Source organism: Nocardia sp. 348MFTsu5.1 (assembly GCF_000383535.1).
In the GTDB taxonomy this organism is placed as follows: Bacteria; Actinomycetota; Actinomycetes; order Mycobacteriales; family Mycobacteriaceae; genus Williamsia; species Williamsia faeni.
The window spans coordinates 117,735-136,519 of record NZ_KB911520.1 but is presented as its reverse complement, the minus strand read 5'-3'; the positions used below and the strand labels follow the sequence as shown (position 1 = coordinate 136,519).

The 18,785-nt window shown below is 64.3% G+C and carries 16 protein-coding genes; 5 read left to right on the top strand and 11 right to left on the bottom strand.

The features are described from left to right. The first annotated feature begins 55 nt into the window (after positions 1–55). The gene (locus tag H290_RS0120900; RefSeq protein WP_020108788.1) at positions 56–919 is read left to right on the top strand and encodes an acyl-ACP desaturase; all 864 of its coding nucleotides are present in this window, start codon (positions 56–58) and stop codon (positions 917–919) included. A 345-nt stretch (positions 920–1,264) separates the two neighbouring features. After that, a complete protein-coding gene (locus H290_RS0120895; protein WP_020108787.1) occupies positions 1,265–2,611 on the top strand; it encodes a PhoH family protein in 1,347 nt (448 codons plus the stop codon). Positions 2,612–2,719: 108 nt separating this feature from the next. Here H290_RS0120895 and H290_RS29390 read toward each other — a convergent pair whose 3' ends face one another. Further along, entirely contained in the window at positions 2,720–3,622 is a 903-nt protein-coding gene (locus tag H290_RS29390; RefSeq protein ID WP_081631670.1) for a serine/threonine-protein kinase, read from the bottom strand. Between the two features lie 133 nt (positions 3,623–3,755). On the opposite strand from H290_RS29390, the gene H290_RS0120885 reads away from it, so the two are divergent. Continuing rightward, complete coding sequence (locus tag H290_RS0120885; protein WP_231373788.1) at positions 3,756–4,436, top strand: L,D-transpeptidase; 681 nt, start codon at positions 3,756–3,758, stop codon at positions 4,434–4,436. An 88-nt stretch (positions 4,437–4,524) separates the two neighbouring features. On the opposite strand, the gene H290_RS0120880 is transcribed toward H290_RS0120885, so the two are convergent. The 10 genes from H290_RS0120880 to H290_RS0120835 all read right to left on the bottom strand — a co-directional run bounded on the left by H290_RS0120880 (position 4,525) and on the right by H290_RS0120835 (position 17,252). Next, positions 4,525–5,925: a class II fumarate hydratase gene (locus H290_RS0120880; RefSeq protein WP_020108783.1), complete on the bottom strand. Its 1,401-nt coding sequence runs from the start codon at positions 5,923–5,925 to the stop codon at positions 4,525–4,527. Between the two features lie 3 nt (positions 5,926–5,928). Beyond that, positions 5,929–7,638: a fumarate hydratase gene (locus H290_RS0120875; protein ID WP_020108782.1), complete on the bottom strand. Its 1,710-nt coding sequence runs from the start codon at positions 7,636–7,638 to the stop codon at positions 5,929–5,931. A gap of 97 nt (positions 7,639–7,735) precedes the next feature. After that, positions 7,736–8,743 carry a class II fructose-bisphosphatase gene (gene glpX / locus H290_RS0120870; protein WP_036519780.1) on the bottom strand — a complete coding sequence of 336 codons (1,008 nt, stop codon included), beginning with the start codon at positions 8,741–8,743 and terminating at the stop codon, positions 7,736–7,738. Between the two features lie 55 nt (positions 8,744–8,798). Beyond that, positions 8,799–10,649, bottom strand: a complete 1,851-nt coding sequence (locus H290_RS0120865; RefSeq protein ID WP_020108780.1) for an NAD(P)/FAD-dependent oxidoreductase — start codon at positions 10,647–10,649, stop codon at positions 8,799–8,801. An 85-nt stretch (positions 10,650–10,734) separates the two neighbouring features. Beyond that, the gene (locus tag H290_RS0120860; RefSeq protein WP_020108779.1) at positions 10,735–11,910 is read right to left on the bottom strand and encodes a helix-turn-helix domain-containing protein; all 1,176 of its coding nucleotides are present in this window, start codon (positions 11,908–11,910) and stop codon (positions 10,735–10,737) included. Between the two features lie 61 nt (positions 11,911–11,971). Continuing rightward, positions 11,972–14,236 (bottom strand): MMPL family transporter, encoded by a 2,265-nt coding sequence (locus H290_RS0120855; protein WP_020108778.1) that lies wholly within the window; start codon positions 14,234–14,236, stop codon positions 11,972–11,974. A 92-nt stretch (positions 14,237–14,328) separates the two neighbouring features. After that, positions 14,329–14,931: a DUF4245 domain-containing protein gene (locus H290_RS29385; protein WP_020108777.1), complete on the bottom strand. Its 603-nt coding sequence runs from the start codon at positions 14,929–14,931 to the stop codon at positions 14,329–14,331. 81 nt (positions 14,932–15,012) lie between these two features. Beyond that, positions 15,013–15,282, bottom strand: a complete 270-nt coding sequence (locus H290_RS0120845) for an exodeoxyribonuclease VII small subunit (protein WP_020108776.1) — start codon at positions 15,280–15,282, stop codon at positions 15,013–15,015. A gap of 89 nt (positions 15,283–15,371) precedes the next feature. Continuing rightward, positions 15,372–16,622 (bottom strand): exodeoxyribonuclease VII large subunit, encoded by a 1,251-nt coding sequence (gene xseA, locus H290_RS0120840; RefSeq protein ID WP_020108775.1) that lies wholly within the window; start codon positions 16,620–16,622, stop codon positions 15,372–15,374. A gap of 9 nt (positions 16,623–16,631) precedes the next feature. Further along, entirely contained in the window at positions 16,632–17,252 is a 621-nt protein-coding gene (locus tag H290_RS0120835; RefSeq protein ID WP_028463473.1) for a lipid droplet-associated protein, read from the bottom strand. Positions 17,253–17,321: 69 nt separating this feature from the next. Here H290_RS0120835 and H290_RS0120830 point away from each other — a divergent pair, with 69 nt between their 5' ends. Continuing rightward, entirely contained in the window at positions 17,322–18,290 is a 969-nt protein-coding gene (locus H290_RS0120830; RefSeq protein ID WP_020108773.1) for a 4-hydroxy-3-methylbut-2-enyl diphosphate reductase, read from the top strand. Between the two features lie 62 nt (positions 18,291–18,352). Further along, on the top strand, positions 18,353–18,769 hold the full coding sequence (locus tag H290_RS0120825) for a TIGR03667 family PPOX class F420-dependent oxidoreductase (protein WP_028463472.1): 417 nt from the start codon (positions 18,353–18,355) through the stop codon (positions 18,767–18,769). The last annotated feature ends 16 nt before the right edge of the window (positions 18,770–18,785 follow it).

Genomic DNA, 18,785 nt, shown 5'->3' with positions numbered 1-18,785 from the left:
TTGTTTTTCGGGCGGGTGGTTTCGCATATCGGGGGCCGACATCTAGGCTGTCTGGGTGAATGATCTGACCCAGGACGAATTGCTCTACGCCTTGGAAAAGGCGATCCCGGAAATCATGGAAGAGCACAATGCCGCGGCCGTGGCATGGAACCCGCATGACTGGGTGCCGTGGGCCGAAGGCAAGAACTTTGCATTCCTCGGCGGCGAGGACTTCGATCCGACCGCGCCGACCGCACTGCCCGACGACGTCGTGAAGGCGGTCCTGGCACTGCTGCTCACCAAGGACAACATGCCGTCGTACCACCGTCTGATGGCGCAGAAGGCGTCCATCTTCGGTGCGTGGCAGCAGGTGATCGGCACGTGGACCGCGGAGGACAACCGTCACGCGATCGCCCTGCGCGATTACCTCGTGGTGTCGCGGTTGATGGACCCCGAAGCCGCCGAAACCCTGCGCCTGCACCACATGACCAAGGGCAAGCTGCAGACGCCCGCGTCGGTGACCGATTATCAGATCCTCGACGTATTGGCCCTGCTCGCGGTGCATGAGCTGCAGTGCGTCTCGTTCGGCGAGAAGCTCCTCGAGGCGTCGGACAGTGAGGTGCTGAAGGGCATCGTCGAGAAGGTCGTGCACGACGACCGCGTTCAGGCCAAGACGTTTGCCAACTTCCTGAACGCCGGTGTCGATGCCAACGTGGCCGAGCTGATCAAGTCGGTCGACCGCGCGCTGACCGAGCTCGAACCGATCGGTGCGGACATCGCCGACTTCGGTGACCTCGACACCATCGCCCCGTTCAACGAAGGTGCCGCGACGTTCGTCGCGACAACTCTGGTGGCGGACCTCAAGCTGCAATCGCTCGACGGGCTCGATGAGGCCGGTGAGGCGGCACGTCAGCGCGTCCTGGCCGCTGCCGGCCTGTAGAAAAACTACTGTTCTGGTTCTCGGCGGACCCCGCCCCACTCGCAGTCATCGACCGCGATGGAGCGGGGTTTGTGCTTTCTCGGGCGGGTTCGACGCGTGCACCGGGCCGCCGACATCGTCCGTCGAGGACGTTCGACAGTTAATTTATTGTTCACGGACACGGGGCGGTTCCAACGCGACGACACGCGGAGTTGCGCGTACTTTGACGTTTGACGGGCCGCGGGGAAGCGGTTCGTCCTGGGAGGTTCGATCGTTGACTTGCTTACGTGAGTACGAGGGGACCGGCCCCGGTCCTCGTTCAGTTGCACCTTGCAGCTGAAACCAGAACCGGACCGGCCGCAACAAATGTCTGAGCGGTGCCGCCCAGACACCGAGGAGCCCTTCGTGACCGCACGCGACGCTCGTACGTACGTCATCGACACTTCCGTGCTGTTGTCTGACCCATGGGCGGCAACACGTTTCGCTGAGAACCACGTGATTCTTCCGCTGGTTGTCATCAGTGAACTGGAAGGTAAACGCCACCACCACGAACTGGGCTGGTTCGCACGCGAAGCATTACGGATGCTGGACGACCTGCGACTGGAGTTCGGGCGCCTCGATCAGCCGATCCCCATCGGCACTGCGGGCGGCACCCTCCAGGTCGAGCTCAATCACACCGACGCGGCGGTCCTGCCGGCCGGTTTCCGTACCGACACCAACGATTCCCGAATCCTGGCCTGCGCCTTGAATCTCCGGGCCGAAGGCAAAGATGTGGTGTTGGTGTCCAAGGACACACCACTGCGCGTCAAAGCCGGCGCTGTGGGTCTGGCCGCGGACGAATATCACGCCCAGGACGTGGTGGCCTCGGGATGGACCGGAATGACCGAGATCGATGTCGACTCCGCAGTGATCGACACGCTGTTCGCCGACGGAGTCGTCGACCTCGACACCGCCCGGGACCTGCCCTGCCACACCGGGATTCGACTCCTGGGTAACAACTCCAGTGCACTTGGCCGCGTGAACCCGCAGAAGCAGGTGCAGCTGGTCCGCGGCGATCGCGAGACCTTCGGATTGCGTGGACGTAGCGCCGAACAGCGGGTGGCGCTTGATCTCCTTCTCGACGACAGTGTGGGAATCGTCTCCATGGGCGGCAAGGCGGGTACCGGAAAATCGGCACTGGCATTGTGTGCCGGTCTCGAGGCGGTACTCGAACGGCGCACGCAGCGCAAAGTTGTTGTGTTCCGGCCGCTTTACGCCGTCGGCGGCCAGAATCTCGGCTATCTGCCCGGCAGCGAGTCAGAGAAGATGGGACCGTGGGCGCAAGCGGTGTTCGACACCCTCGAAGGCCTGGCATCCACCGAGGTGATCGAAGAGGTTCTCAGCCGCGGGATGCTGGAAGTGCTTCCGCTGACCCATATTCGAGGCCGTTCACTGCATGATTCGTTTGTGATCGTCGATGAGGCACAGTCTTTGGAGCGCAATGTGCTGCTGACCGTGCTGTCGCGCCTTGGTACCGGGTCGCGGGTGGTGCTCACCCACGACGTCGCACAGCGCGACAACCTGCGAGTCGGCCGGCACGACGGTGTCGCGGCGGTGATCGAAAAGCTCAAGGGCCACCCACTTTTCGCACATGTCACGTTGACTCGCAGCGAGCGGTCACCGATTGCGGCACTGGTCACCGAGATGCTGGAAGAATTCGCGCCGACCGCGTAGCGAGCGCACGGTTCGCCTTGGCGCCCACCTGTTTTCGTTCCATCCACCGACAATTGTCGGTGGCGGGTGCGAAAACAGGTGGTGCGTAGGGTCATACAGATCGGTGGCTTACACCGGCGGCTCGGTCGGTGGACGTGTCGCGATGGTGGGCAGCCCCAGGAGAGTCGGCGCGTGCTGTGCATCGTGCGAGTCGGCGGGGGGAGTGGTCGGCGGAGGCGTCACCGGAGGCAGGTCGAGCGCGACGGCGAGGTCGCGCGCGAATTCGCTGCAGGTGGGGTAGCGATCGGCGGGTTCGGTGGCCAGGGCCCGGTTGATCACCGGGGCGACCGCGGGCGCAAGTTGACGACCGGAGCCCGGGGGTGCTCCGGTGAGAAGAGCGACGGCGGTGGCGCCGAGCGCATAGACGTCGGCGCGTGCATCCACAGGCAGGCCGCGGAGTTGTTCGGGCGCGGCGTAGGCAACGGTGCCGACCGCAAATCCGGTCAGCGTCAGATCGCTCGTCTCTGCGATCGGGCGCGCAATTCCGAAGTCGGTCAGCATGACTCGGTGCGGAGTCGATTCGGTCAGCATGATGTTGCCGGGTTTGACGTCCCGATGCAGGAGCCCCTGGCTGTGGGCATGGTCGAGCGCCGACGCGACCTCGGTGACCATCTGGAGGCACAGGCTCGGACGTACACCTTTGGGGTAGACGGCCAGGAGTTCTGCGCCATCGGTGCCGGGGACGAAGTCCATGCTGATCCACAGTTGGCCCATGAACTCGCCGCGGTCATGGACTGCGACGATGTTCGGATGCCAGAGCTTGGCCGACAGATCGGCCTCGCGCACGAACCTGAGGCGGTAGTCCTCGTCGGATGTCGCACTTGATCCGGGGAGTGACGTGGGCAGGATCTTCAGGGCGTCCGAGCGCGGCAGCCGCGGGTGCTTGGCCAGGTATACCTCACCCATGCCGCCGGCTCCGAGAAGGCGTTCGATTGTGTAGCCGGCAAACATGGTGCCCGCGGAGAGTGGCATGAAGACCCCCAGATTTCTGTGTTGCGCCGGCACCGCGAGCGGAGTGGTTCCAATGCTCGGCAGTGACCAGATTAGTGCAGTGCCGTAATCGGCCCGATACGTGCTTTCGCTGAGCACTTGGCATAATCACGTGGTGCTGAAGTTGTCCAAGACGTTCATGGGACCAGTGGTGTCACTGGCCGCCGCTCTGTTTGTTGTCACTGCGATGATCGTTCCTGCTTCGGCCCAGGCCGATGAGGTCTTGACGCCATCGTCGTTCCCGTTGTCGACGCAGATGATCAGGGTGACCTCCGAATCGATCCACAGCACTATGGCAACGCTGACCGCATGGGAGCGGAATGAATCGGGCAAGTGGATTCAGGTGGTCGACGCCACCGATGCCGATCTCGGTGCCGAAGGTATCGGCATCCCACGCGACAACGTCTGGCGGACCCCGATGGGTGTGTTCGCCCTCGACCAGGCATTCGGCAATCAACCCGATCCCGGTACAGAGATGCCGTATTTCCAAGCGGACGAACAGGATTGGTGGGACGCGCTGCCCGGGTCACCGACGTACAACACGCACGTGCGGCAGGTCGAGAACCCCGGCGGTGACAGCGAGAACATCCTGGCCACCGGCGACATCTACGACTACGTCGTCAACATCGCCCACAACCCGCAGCGGGTCGACGGCTACGCATCCGGCATCTTCCTGCACGTCACCAACGGTGAACCCACCTGGGGCTGCGTCGCGATCGATCGTGACGTGCTGATCGAGATCGTCCGGTGGCTGGACCCGGCTCGTCAACCGATCATCAGCATCGGCCTGAAGTAGGCCAACCCCCGATGTACCCGAAAATGGTGGCTTCTGGTGAGTAAACCTGCAGGTCAAGGTTACCAAAAGCCACCAAAATCGGGGTCGGTCAGCGTTCGCGATCCAGGTTGGCCATCTTGAGGACGTCGAGACGCTTGTCGAGCTCGGCCTCGGAGAGTTTGTCACCGATCAGACCGCGGTCGATGACGGTCTGACGGATCGTCTGCTTGTTCTTGAGGGCTGCCTTGGCCACGGCGGCGGCCTCTTCGTAGCCGATTGCGCTGTTCAGCGGGGTCACGATGGACGGCGACGACTCGGCGAGTTCCTTGAGGTGCTCTTCGTTGGCCACCAGGCCGGCGATGCAGCGGTCGGCGAACAACCGCGACACGTTGGCCAGCAGTTTCAACGACTCGAGGACGTTGCGGGCCATCATCGGGATGTAGACGTTGAGTTCGAACGCGCCGTTGCCACCACCCCATGTGACGGCGGCGTCGTTGCCGATGACCTGTGCGGCGACCTGGGTGACTGCCTCGGGCAGAACCGGGTTGACCTTGCCGGGCATAATCGAGCTGCCGGGCTGCAGGTCGGGGAGCTGGATCTCGCCGAGCCCGGTGAGCGGGCCCGAGCCCATCCAGCGGACATCGTTGGCGATCTTGGTCAATGAGACCGCGACCGTCTTCAAGGCACCCGACAGTTCAACGAGGCCGTCACGTGCGGCCTGGGCCTCGAAGTTGTCTTTGGCCAGGGCCAGCTCGGCCACACCGGTGAGCTTGATCAGCTCGGCGACAACCTTGGTGCCGAACCCGGCCGGTGCATTGAGGCCCGTGCCGACAGCGGTTCCGCCGATGGGCAGCTCGCCGAGGCGGGGCAGGGTGGCGGTGACGCGTTCCACGCCGGCCTCGATCTGGCGGGCGTATCCACCGAACTCCTGGCCCAGTGTCACGGGCACCGCGTCCATCAGATGGGTGCGGCCGGATTTGACGACGGTGCGCCACTCGGTGGCCTTCTGCGCCAATGACTTCTGCAGGTGCTCGAGCGCGGGGATGAGGTCGGTGACGGCAGCCTCGGTGGCGGCGACATGCGTCGCGGTGGGGAAGGTGTCATTCGACGACTGCGACATGTTGACGTGGTCGTTCGGGTGGATCTCGACACCGGCCGCCTTGGCGATGGATGCGATGACCTCATTGGCGTTCATGTTCGAGCTGGTGCCCGACCCGGTCTGGAACACGTCGATGGGGAACTGATCGTCGTGTTGACCGTCGGCGATCTCCTTGGCAGCGGCCACGATTGCGTCGGCCTTCTCGGCGTCGAGGAGACCGAGGTCTTTGTTGACCTGCGCGCACGCAGCCTTGAGCAGGCCCATCGCACGGATCTGGGTTCGTTCGAGGGGACGGTGGCTGATCGGGAAGTTCTCCACGGCGCGCTGGGTCTGCGCCCGCCAGAGAGCGTCGACCGGCACCCGAACTTCGCCCATGGTGTCGTGCTCGATGCGATAGGCCTGCTCACTCAATGTTCAGCGCTCCTTGGATCGGATCCTCACGCCACCCAGCGGAACGGTGACCGCGCCACCGGGATCGGTGAAGAAGTCGTTGCCCTTGTCGTCGACGACGATGAAGGCCGGAAAGTTCTCTACGTCGATCTTCCACACGGCTTCCATGCCGAGTTCAGGGTATTCGATGATCTCCTGGCTCTTGATGCAGTCGAGTGCCAGACGTGCGGCCGGACCACCGATCGAACCGAGGTAGAAGCCGCCGTGGGTGTCACATGCGCTGGTGACCTGCTTGGAACGATTTCCCTTGGCCAACATGACCATTGATCCACCGGCGGCCTGGAACTGCTCGACGTAGCTGTCCATGCGGCCGGCCGTGGTCGGGCCGAACGAACCCGACGCCATGCCCTCGGGCGTTTTGGCCGGACCGGCGTAATAGACGGGATGATTACGCAGGTAGTCGGGCATCGGATCGCCGGCGTCCAGGCGCTCCTTGATCTTGGCGTGCGCGATGTCGCGGGCGACCACCAGCGGTCCGGTCAGCGACAGTCGGGTCTTCACCGGGAACTGCGAGAGCTGCTCGAGAATCTCCGACATCGGGCGATTGAGATCGACCTCGACCACCTCACCGCTCGAGATGTCTTCGGCCACACCCGCGGCCGGCATGTACTTCGCCGGATCGGTCTCGAGCTGCTCGAGGAACACCCCGTCGGCGGTGATCTTGCCCAGCGCCTGTCGGTCCGCAGAGCACGAGACCGCGATCGCCACCGGACATGACGCACCGTGCCGGGGGAGGCGGACCACACGCACGTCGTGGCAGAAGTACTTGCCGCCGAACTGGGCGCCGATCCCGAAGGACTGGGTCAGTTTGAAGACCTCTTCCTCCAGTTCGAGGTCACGGAACCCGTGCGCCGACATCGAACCCGATGTCGGAAGGTTGTCGAGGTAATGGGCCGACGCGTACTTCGCCGTCTTGAGCGCGAATTCGCCCGAGGTACCGCCGATGACAACGGCCAGGTGATACGGCGGGCAGGCCGCGGTGCCCAGCGAGCGGATCTTCTCGTCGAGGAACTTGAGCATTCCAGCGGGGTTCAGGATGGCCTTGGTTTCCTGGAACAGGAACGACTTGTTCGCGCTGCCGCCACCCTTGGCCATGAACAGGAACTTGTACTCGGGTCCTTTGGGGCCCTGCTCGGTCGCGTAGATCTCGATCTGGGCCGGGAGGTTGGAGCCGGTGTTCTTTTCCTCGTACGTGGTCAGCGGCGCCAGCTGCGAATAGCGCAGATTTAGCTGGGTGTAGGCGTCGTACACGCCGAGGGAGATGGACTGGGCGTCGTCGGCGCCGGTCAGCACGCCTTCGCTCTTCTTGCCCATCACGATGGCGGTGCCGGTGTCCTGGCACATCGGCAGTACGCCACCGGCGGAGATGTTGACGTTCTTGAGCAGGTCCAGTGCGACGAAGCGATCGTTACCGGAGGCCTCCGGGTCGTCGATGATCTTGCGTAGCTGCGCAAGATGAGCCGGGCGCAGGTAGTGGCTGATGTCATGCATCGCCTCGGCGGTCAGCTTCCGGATGGCTTCCGGATCGACCTTGAGGAAGGTCTGACCGTCGACGTCGAACGTCGACACCCCCTCCGTGGTGATGAGTCGGTAGGGGGTGTCGTCGCCATCGATCGGGAGCAGATCGGAGTAGAGAAACTCTGGGGCGGAGGCTGGTTTACTCACGCCCAGCATCGTATCGCTGTGGCGTGGCGCCACTCGTCAGAGGTTGTCAAGCACGAAATGGCGCAGCAACAACGTCTCGCTCCGTGATCCTCGTAGTGTCAGAATTTCACTTCTTGGAAAGGCTCGTGGAGATCTCGCTGACCTTCTGACGGGTGTGGCGACCTTCGATGGTGCGGATGGTGCCCGACCTCGACCGCATGACCAGCGAGCGGGTGGTGGCACCGTTGGCGCGGTAGCTCACACCACGCAGCATGTCGCCGTTGGTGACGCCGGTGGCGCAGAAGAACATGTTTTCGCCGCTGACGAGATCTTCGGTCTTGAGGACGCGGTCGAGGTCGTGTCCGGCATCGAGGGCCTTCTGGCGCTCGGCGGCATTGCGGGGCCACAGCTTGCCCTGGATCTCGCCGCCCATGCACTTCATGGCAACCGCGGTGATGATGCCTTCGGGAGTGCCGCCGATGCCCATGAGCATGTCGACGGAGCTCTCGTCCTGTGCCGCGGCGATCGCACCGGCGACGTCGCCGTCGGAGATCAGCCGCACCTTGGCGCCGGCGGCCCGGATCTCGGCGATCAGACCCTCGTGGCGTTCCCGGTCGAGGACGACCACGGTCAGGTCGGCGACCTCGATGCCCTTCGCCTTGGCGACGGCCAGGACGTTGTATTCGACGGATTCGTTGATGTCGATGACGCCGGCGGCTTCCGGGCCGACAGCGATCTTCTCCATGTAGAACACGGCCGACGGGTCGTACATGGTGCCGCGCTCGGACACCGCGATGACGGCGATCGAGTTGGGGCGGCCTTCGGCCATCAGGGTGGTGCCGTCGATGGGATCGACAGCGACGTCGACCTCGGGGCCCTCGCCGTTGCCGACCTCTTCGCCGTTATAGAGCATCGGGGCTTCGTCTTTTTCACCTTCGCCGATGACGACGACACCGCGCATGGACACGGTGGACAGGAGCTGACGCATCGCGTCAACCGCGGCTCCGTCGCCACCGTTCTTGTCGCCCTTGCCGACCCAACGTCCGGCCGCGAGTGCGGCGGCCTCTGTCACGCGCACGAGTTCCATCGCCAAGTTACGGTCCGGAGCCTCGAAGTTGGTGTTAGCGGCTGACATTGTGATGGCCTCCTGAATCGCGGCGATTGTGTTGAAGGCCATCCTTTCATGCCCGTTACTGCAGGTGGTGCACCGGTGCCTGCCCGTAGACACTGACGTTCATCCCGGCCTCACGCGCCTTGAGTTGCAGCGCGAGGTATCGCGAATAGTGGCGCGACTGGTGAAGGTTGCCGCCGTGGAACCAGAGGTTCTGCTGGGCGGTGGGTTTCCACATGTTGCGCAACTCGCCTTCCCAGGGACCCGGGTCTTTGGTGGTACCCGACCCCAGGCCCCAGCATTTGCCCACCTTGTCGGCGACGTCCTGGGAGATGAGCTTGGCGGCCCAGCCGTTCATCGAACCGAACCCGGTGGCCATCACGATGAGGTCGGCCTCGAGTTCGGTGCCGTCGGACAGCACCACCGATCGCGGCTTGATCTCGGTGATGTGGGCGGGTGCCTTCAACTTCACCTTGCCGTCGGCGATGAGTTCGGACGCCCCGACGTCGATGTAGTAACCCGAGCCGCGGCGCAGGTACTTGAGGAACAGTCCGGATCCGTCGTCACCGAAGTCGAGCATGAATCCGGCGGCCTCGAGGCGGTCGTAGAACTCCTTGTCCTGCTCACGGATGGTGTCGAAGGCGGGGATCTGGAAGTCGGCGAGCAGACCGTAGGGGATCGACCCGAAGATCAGATCGGCCGTCTCATGATCGATGCCACTGGCCAGTGCCTCTTCGGAATACAGCGGGCCGAGCACTTCGCGCATCAACGACTCGGACCGCACGATGTGTGTGGTCGAACGCTGGATCATCGTGACGTCGGCGCCGTTCTCCCACAGATCCGCGCAGATGTCGTGTGCAGAGTTGTTGGCGCCCAAGACCACAGCCTTCTTGCCCGTGTATTCGGCGCCACCGGAATGCTGCGAAGAGTGCACGAGATCGCCCTCGAAGGTGTCGGCGCCGGGGATCTCGGGCATGTTCGCGATGCCGGACATACCGGTGGCCATCACCAGCTGAGTCGGTGTGAGCGTCAAGGGTTTTCCCTCCCGCTCGACCTCGACGGTCCACTGTCCGGTGGCCTCGTCGAACGAGGCACTCTGGCACAGCGTGTTCGACCAGTAGTCGAGTTCCATGATCTTGACGTAGCTCTCGAGCCAGTCACCCATCTTGTCCTTTGGGGTGAACACCGGCCAGTCGTCGGGGAACGGAAGGTACGGCATGTGGTCGTACCAGACCGGATCATGCAGGGACAGTGAGTAATAGCGGCTGCGCCACTGATCGCCCGGCTTGGGGTGCTTGTCGATGACCAGGGCGGCCACCCCCAGCCGGCGCAGGCGTGCGGCCAGCCCGATGCCACCTTGTCCGCCGCCGACGATCAGAACGTAGGGCTGCGTCGTGACACCGAGGGTTTCCTGCGCCTCCGCGCGGCGATCGAGCCAGTTCTTGCGACCCGGTACAACACCGTGCTCGGCTCCCTTGATCCGACGGTTGCCCTTGTTCTCGGGAAACTCCAGCAGCTCCTGCGCCGACGTGAGGAATGTCCAGCACTTGCCGTCCCGCAGTCGCATCAGGCCTTTGCCGCGCAGAACCGGTGTCGTGAACGTGTACCAGGCCTCCGTAACGCCGTCACCTGCGTCGGTGGCCTCGCCGGTCAACTCGAAATTTCCGGGCGCCGAATGCGGCAGGGTCGCGGTCAGCATCGCCGCCAGATCGTCCTTGCCTTCGGCAGTCGTCAGATTCCAGCTCAGTGCGACCAGATCGCGCCAGTAGCAGTCGTCGACAAAAAGGTCGGTCACGGCGCTGACGTCGCCGCTCGTCCGGGCATCGTTGATCGCCCGCTCCAGGTCGGTCAGAAATGCCTGAGCCGTCTGGGTGGGTCGAGCTCCGCCTTCGGCTTCGTCTCCGAGGGTGGGTGAGACCGTGGTGGTCATGTGCAACTCCTTAGCGTGAGGTGGATCACATATGACGCTACGAGTGATCGGCCCCGGGAAGAAGGGTTGCAGGAGGTTGCAGACGTCAGGAGAAGGTTGCGGCCACGGTCAGGCGGTACGGCCGCGGAACCAGCAGCGGTCCGAGCGTGCGGCGGATGCGGGAGACCTCGGCCCGGACGGTCACCGTGTGGTCGCCGGAACCGTAGAGCGACGTCGACAACTCCCTGGCACTCAAACCAGCCGGGTTCTGGGCCAGGATCCGGAGCAGGTCCAGCTGTCGCCGGGTCAGCGGATGTGTTGTCTGCCCGGAGTCGTCGAATGTGACCTGCGCGCCGGGTGGTTCGGAGGTCAGGGTCAAGGTCGTGACGGTGCGCCGCGACCGATTCAGCTGCCAGAGGTCGCCCACGGGCGTGGCGTCGAAGTGGCCGAGGCTGGGTATCCAGACGGTGGATGAGCCGAGACCGCCGGGGATGTAGAGGCGATCGCTGACCGAGATGCCGCGGGCCGCGATGACCCAGCCGCCTCGGTCGACGATGAGTGCGTCAGGGCCGGCCGAACCGAGCAATCCGGCGGCGGCGTTGCTGCGGGTCCGCAGATTGTCGCGATGCAGCAGCTCGAGCTCGGCGTTGACCGCGTCGACTGTTGAACAGACGAGCGACAGCGTGTGCGGGTGAGCGGTGCGGAGTCCGCCGGACAACGTGATCGCACCCAGCACCGAATCGTCGCGGGGATCGATGATCGGCGCGCCCGTGCACACCCAACTGTGGTGGCTCGGGTGGGCGTGTTCGGAACCGAAGATCTGGATCGGGGCGCGGTCGGCCATCGCGGTTCCCAGGGCGTTGGTGCCCACCGACTTCTCGGTCCACGACGCGCCTTCGACGAATCCGAGACTCTCCGAACGGCGTCGCACGTTGGATGGGCCGGCCACCCACAGGACGACCCCGTCGCGGTCACAGAGCACCAGCTCGGTGGCCGTGTCGGTACAACTGGCGAGCAGGCGTTCCCTCAGTGAGGCCGATGCGTGGACGAGAAACGGATCTGCGCCGCGCCGATGGGCTATCTCATCCGACGGCCGGAAGTCGGGACCGCGGTATTCACCGGGCTGCCGCTGCCACGACCGGGCGACTTCCTCGCGCACCCCGACCGGAACCGCGCCGGTCGTGGACCACTGTGAGAACAGGGAATCCAGGCGGCGCAGGTGGGCACGCGGATCCTGGTCGATACGCAGCGCGCTCGACGGGCGGGTCAGCGGTTGGGGCACACAGTTCTCCGGCTCGTAGGTTCGCCGATGAGTCTACGTGAGCCGGATCACAGTGTGCGGGTCAGTCGTTGGCGCTGACCGCGGGCTGCAGCGGTTTGCCGTCCGCGGACACCGACGTGTCGATGGGGATCTCGCGGATCGCGATGCCCTCCATGTCGACGTTGGGCAGGATCTTGTCGAGCCATGCCGGGATCCACCAGGCCCGGTCGCCCATGATCGTGATGACCGCCGGCACGATCACCATCCGCACGATGAACGCGTCGAAGAACACGGCTGCGGCCAATGCGAAGCCCATCATCTTCGAGCTGGTATCCGGGGCGAGCATGAACGACGCGAAGACCGAGATCATGATGATCGCCGCAGAGGCGACCACCCGGGCACCGTGTTTGTACCCGATGATCACGGCCTGCTTGGCGGGCAGCCCGTGCACGTATTCCTCACGCATCCGGGTCACCAGGAACACCTGGTAGTCCATCGCCAGACCGAAGACCACACCGATCATGAAGATCGGCAGGAACGAGATGATCGGTTGCGTGTGGGTGATCAGGCCGAAGTGACCCAACTGGAAGATCGCCACCGTGGCACCAAATGTGGCACACACCGAGAACAGGAAGCCGATGGTGGCGGTGAGCGGTACCAGGACCGACCGGAACACGATCATCAAGATGATGAACGCGAGTCCGACGACCAGGATCAGGTACGGGATCATCGCCGAACTCAGCTTCGCCGAGATGTCGGACATGATCGCCGTCTGGCCACCGACGTTGAGCGTGACACCCTCGGCCTCTGTGGTCGCCGAATAGTCGCGGATCTCTTCCATCAGGTCGTGCGTCTGCGGGCCGCTCGGCGACTGCTGCGGTGTCACGAAGATCAACGCCGAGGTCGCTCCGACCTGGCCGGTCGCGGGGTCCGCGGTCTGGTTGGGTCCGTTGCCGATCCAGGTCATCTGGTCCGGGTTGGCGACATTGGGCAGGGTCTTGATGTGCGCGATCGTCTGTTCCGCCACCGGGGCCACAGCGCCCTCGTCGGGGTCGTCGAGCACCACCAGCAGCGGGCCGTTGATGCCCTCACCGAATCCACGCTGCAGCAGTTCGGTGGCCGGAACCTCGGCATCGGTGGTCGACGAGAGGCCGAGTTCGAGCTTGCTCATCGGCAACGCCACCACGATCAGGAAGAGCAACGAGACCGCCGCGACGGGCCACGGGTACTTGGTGATGAACTTGGCGAAGCGGAGGCCGTTGGTCTCCTCCGACTCTGGTTCGTCGCCGTGCCGGACCTTCGGAATCCGCGGCGAGAACGCGAACCGGCCGAAGGCGCCCAGCAGGCCGGGAATCAGTGTGATGGCACCGAGTACCGCGATCAGGACCGCGAGCGCTGCCGCCAGACCCATCTGTGAGATGAACGGGATGCCGACCACGGAGAGCGCGGCAACCGCGATCATCACTGTGAGGCCGGCGAACACGACTGCCGAACCGGCGGTACCCACGGCCCGGCCGACGGCGGCCTCTCGGGTACCACCCAGATTCAGCTCACTGCGGTACCTGGAGACGATGAACAGGGCGTAGTCGATCGACACCGCGATGCCGAGCATCGTGATGATGCCGGTTGCGCTCTCGTTGATGCTGAAGACGCCCGCGCCGAGCGTGACCAGCATGATCGTGATCACGACGCCGAGGATGCCGGTGATGATCGGGATGAATGCGGCGACGATGGCACCGAACGCCACGATCATCACGATGAAGGCGATGACAAAGCCGAGCATCTCGGCGGCGCCACCCTGTTCGAAGACCTGCATCAGCGAACCGGTGCCCTCGACCTGGAGGCCACCGACCCGGAACTCGGCGAGGATGTCTTCGAACTGCTTCGTGTCGTCCGCAGTCAGATCCTCGATGTTGGTGGTCTGCTTGACCTGGATCAGGCCGACGGTCCCGTTGTCACCGATCACCGACGATGCCAGCGCCGGATCGGCGGCGGCCACGTCCAGCGGGTTGGCGATGGAATCCGGGTCACTGAGATTCGGCAGTGTCTTGAGCTCTGCGACAAGCGCGTCGATGGTCTCGCTGTGTGCCTCGAGGCCGTCGTCAGCGGCGACGAGAACGCTGGTCGACGCCTGGGTCTGCTCTTCGTTGATGGCGGTGAAGTTCTCGTTCATCAACGACATCGCCTTGTCCGAGTCTGTACCCGGCAGCTCAAAGTCCTTGGAGAACTTCGGGTTCAGCGTGCTGACCAGGGTGACCACCAATACGGCGGCGATCAGCCAGGCGGCCAGCACGGTCCATTTGTGCCTGAAGGAGAATCGCCCGAGCCGATACAAGAACATTGCCATGAGCAGAGCTTATAGTCTTGTGCCGACATCGCTCTCACCAGGAAGGCGATTTTGTGCTGTGGACAACTTCCGTTATCCGGCAAGGTCTTCCGTTACTTGGTGGGCAGAACTTGCGCATCCGGGCTCAGACCCGGCAGCGGTGAAACGGCGAGAACCGCCTCGGCGAGTGACGTGAAATCGGGTTCCCCGGCCTTGTTCGTCATCAGTCCGATCCTGACGTCACCCAGGTCGGTGACCCACACCGAACGTCCGCCCTCGGGCTTGCTGTAGACCACCCATTTGGAACCGCCGACATCGCGGGTACCGGCGCCGAGCAGCTGCTCATCACCCGCCAGATAGCCGACCAGGGCGTCTTCGGCGGCGCCGGTCTGGCTCAGCTGGAGGTATACCCCGTTGGCGGTGATGTAGCCGGCGTTGGAGACCGTGGTGTCCTCGAGCGCAACCGTGGTGCCGCTGTTGGGCTTCCAGTCTGTGGGCGTCTGCGGGAGCCGGATCGGGAAGGCCGAGTTGCGGGCTTCGGCCTTCAGTCCGCTGTCCACGTCATAGGCGGGGACCTTGTCGTCGCCGGCCCCGCCGGTCAGTCCGACCGAGCAGTTACCGGATACCGCTGCCACGAACATGCACAGCAACAACAAAGGGATCAAAGACCAGATCATGTCTTTGTTGTTGGTCAGAATCCGGGGTTTTGCAGCCACTACCCGAGTATTGCAGGGAGCTCGCGATGGTCATAAACGGGCGATGATCACCGACGAAGATCGGTACGCCGGAAGCCGGCGTCAGTCCTCATCGTCGACGTCCTCGTCCTCGAAATCACCGTCGTCCTCGGCCCCGAGGACCGACTCGATGCGCTTTCGGGCACCTTCGAGATGTTCCTCACACCGGCGGGACAGGGCCTCGCCACGCTCCCAGAGTTCCAGCGACGCGTCCAGGTCGAGCCCGCCCTGTTCGAGGGTGCGGACCACCACGATCAGCTCGTCGCGGGCCTGTTCGTAGCCCAGTTCGCTGATCGACGGCTCATTGCTGTCGGCGTCGTTCTTTGCTGCCACTGTCTTCCTTCTGTTCCGGGCCCGGGGCCGGGGCTGTTGTGCTCATGTGTCCGCGCCCCGGTTGATTGCTCTTGTTGTTCGCGCGTCCGTCAGCGCCGCTGTGGCTTTTCCACACCCATCACCGCGGCCCGGGTCGCGCCGTCGGCGACGCGAATCCTGAGCTGGGTTCCGATCGGCATGTCGTCGATCGATGTCACCACATGGGGATCTTCGCCGGAACTACTGGCGGCCCCGGGTACGCGTTGCACCACGGCGTAGCCGCGGGCCAGTGTCTGTGCCGGGCCGAGGGTGGAGAGCCGGGCCCGCAGATGTTCGATCCGCTGCTCCTCGTGGGAAACGAGTCGGGCGACGTCGCGGCGGATGTCACGGGCGGCGCGCTCGATCTCGTCGATTCGGTCGTCGACGATGCGATACGGCTGGGCCAGCACCGGCCGACCGCGCAGGGAATCGAGTCCCCGAACCTGGGTGGTCACCCAATTACGCAGTGCTCCGGCACTTCTCGCGCGAAGATCTCGGACGTTGGCGAGCTCGACGGCGACGTCGGGGACCACGCGCTTGGCGGCATCGGTCGGAGTTGCTGCCCGCAGGTCGGCCACCAGGTCGAGTACAGGGGAGTCGGGCTCGTGTCCGATCGCGCTGACCACCGCGGTGGTGACCTGCGCGACGGCCCGGCACAGCGCCTCGTCGGAGAACGGCAACAGATCTTCGACGCTGCCGCCGCCGCGCGCCAGGATGATGACGTCGACGTCGGGGTCCGCATCGAGTTCGGCCAGGTGCCGCAGGATCGCCGGGACCGCCGTCGGACCCTGGACCGGGGCGTTGCGGATTTCGAAACGTACTGCCGGCCAGCGTTTTTGTGCCACCGACACGATGTCGCGTTCAGCGGCGCTGGCGCGGCCGGTGATGAGTCCGATGGTGCCGGGCAGAAACGGCAGCGGTCGTTTGCGGCCGGCGTCGAACAATCCCTCGGCGGCCAGGAGCCGGCGCAGTCGTTCGATCCGGGCCAGGAGCTCACCGATCCCGATCGGCCGGATCTCGGTGACCAACAACGAGACCGTAGCGCGACCGGTGTAGAAGTTTGGTCTACCCAGAACCACCACGCGAGCGCCCTCGGTGAGGGGGACCGGTCCCCGGGTCAGCAGCTCCGGTTTGCAGGTGATCTGGATCGAGACGTCTGCGGCGGGATCTCGCAGCGTCAGGAATGCGACCCGGGTGCCGGGACGGCGGTTGATCTGGGTCACCTGACCCTCGACCCAGACCTGTCCCAGTTTGTGCAGCCAGTCGGCGATCTTGGTGTTGATCGTCCGTACCGGCCACGCCGATTCGGGCGTATTGCTCACTCGGGGAGGCTACTTGCTCGCCGCGGTCACACGGTTGTCGAGCATGGTGACAAACGGTGCCCGCGCTCGTGTGGCCTTCTCGTAAGCGGCGAGTTCTTTGAGTTCGGCGAGGCCGATGGTGCGGAGCTTGGCCCGCAGTTGAGCCAGCGTCAGCGTCTCGTAATCGAGTGCTTCGACGATCTCGGGAGCATCGCCGTTCGTGCTCGGCGGCGCTGCCTCCTCCTCGGAGCCGAGGTCGGGTGTCGAACTGTAGAGCGCAAACCGGCCCGAGCCCGACGGCGGCGACGTGGACTCGTCGTCGGATTCGGTGGCGGTTGATGTGTCGGAGCCGGCAACTGTGGCCGGAGTCACCGGACGCGGTGCCGCCGGTGCGATGTAGTCGTCTTCGTCTTCGTCGAAGGTGGCCCACTCCGGCTCTTCTTCAGCCTGCCCGAGCCATGACTCGAAGACCTCGTCGCCCTTGATGGCCATTTCGGCGATGCCCTGCTGAAAGCGCATCACTGCCTGCAAGGTCTGGCTCACTGCGGTCATCGGAAGGGTGATCGCGGTGGTCGGCAATTTGCGTGTCTCTTCGAGCACAGTGACAACAACCCCGGCGGCGACCCTTGCGGCATAAGGTGGTCGGATCATGTCCATACTCTGCCTCATGGCGCAGGCGGTGGCCACCAGTAGGGCCGGATAACCCGTACGCTGATTGTCATGAGTTCGGCCGAAAACACCCCTTCAGGCAAGAAAATCCTGCTCGCTGAGCCGCGCGGCTACTGCGCGGGCGTCGATCGCGCCGTCGAGACGGTCGAGAAAGCACTGGAGAAGCACGGCGCCCCGGTGTACGTGCGTAAGGAGATCGTCCACAACCGGCACGTCGTGGAGACACTGATGAATCGCGGTGCGATCTTCGTGGACGAAACCGACGAGGTTCCCGAGGGGGCACTCGTGGTGTTCTCCGCCCATGGTGTCTCGCCGGCCGTCCACGACTCCGCCGCCGACCGCAACCTGCGCACCATCGATGCCACCTGCCCGCTGGTCACCAAGGTGCACCAGGAGGCCAAGCGGTTCGCCCGCGACGACTACGACATCCTGCTGATCGGTCACGAGGGCCACGAAGAGGTCGAGGGCACCGCCGGTGAGGCTCCCGACCATGTGCAGCTCGTCGACGGACCCGACAGCGTCGATCGGGTTACCGTCCGCGACGAATCCAAGGTGATCTGGCTGTCGCAGACCACATTGTCGGTCGACGAGACCATGCAGACGGTGTCCCGTCTGCGGGAGAAGTTTCCGCTGCTCAACGACCCGCCGAGCGATGACATCTGCTACGCCACCCAGAATCGGCAGGTGGCCGTCAAGGCCATGGCGCCGCAGTGTGAGCTGGTGATCGTGGTCGGTTCACAGAACTCGTCCAACTCGGTTCGCCTGGTCGAGGTGGCATTGCAGGCCGGCGCGAATGCGTCGTACCTGGTCGATTACGCCCGTGACATCGACCTCGCGTGGCTCGAGGGTGTGCAGACGGTCGGCATCACCTCCGGTGCATCGGTGCCGGAAGTGCTGGTCCGTGGTGTCATGGACCTGCTGCAAGAACACGGCTTCGACGGCGTCGAGTCGGTGACCACCGCGCAGGAGACATTGACGTTTGCTTTGCCGCGCGAGCTGCGTCCGGCCCGCGCGAAGTAAATCGGGGTGCCCGGCGCGCTCGATTCGGAAGAATCGGGGCCCCGGGCATTGTTGTGATGTTCATGACAACGACGACATTGCAACTGACAGAGCGCCAACGTGAGCGCTTGAACGCCGAACACGTCATCTGGTTGACCACCGTCAAGAAGTCCGGAGCCCCCGTACCCACACCGGTGTGGTTTCTGTGGTCGTCGGATGAATTCCTGATCTTCTCCGAACCCGACACTCCCAAGCTGACCAACATCTCCGAGAATTCATCGGTGGCGCTGAACTTCAACGGTACAGCCGAGGGCGGCGACGTTGCCGTATTCACCTCAGGGGCCACCGTCGACCCCGACGGGCCCAGCGATGCCGAATGGGACGCGTACGTCGCAAAATACAGCGCACTGATCCGCGGACTGGAGATGACTCCGGAAACGTTCAAGGCGGCGTATTCAGTCCTCATCCGCGTGCGGCCACACCGCGTCCGCGGCTGGTGATCGGTGCGCCGGGCAG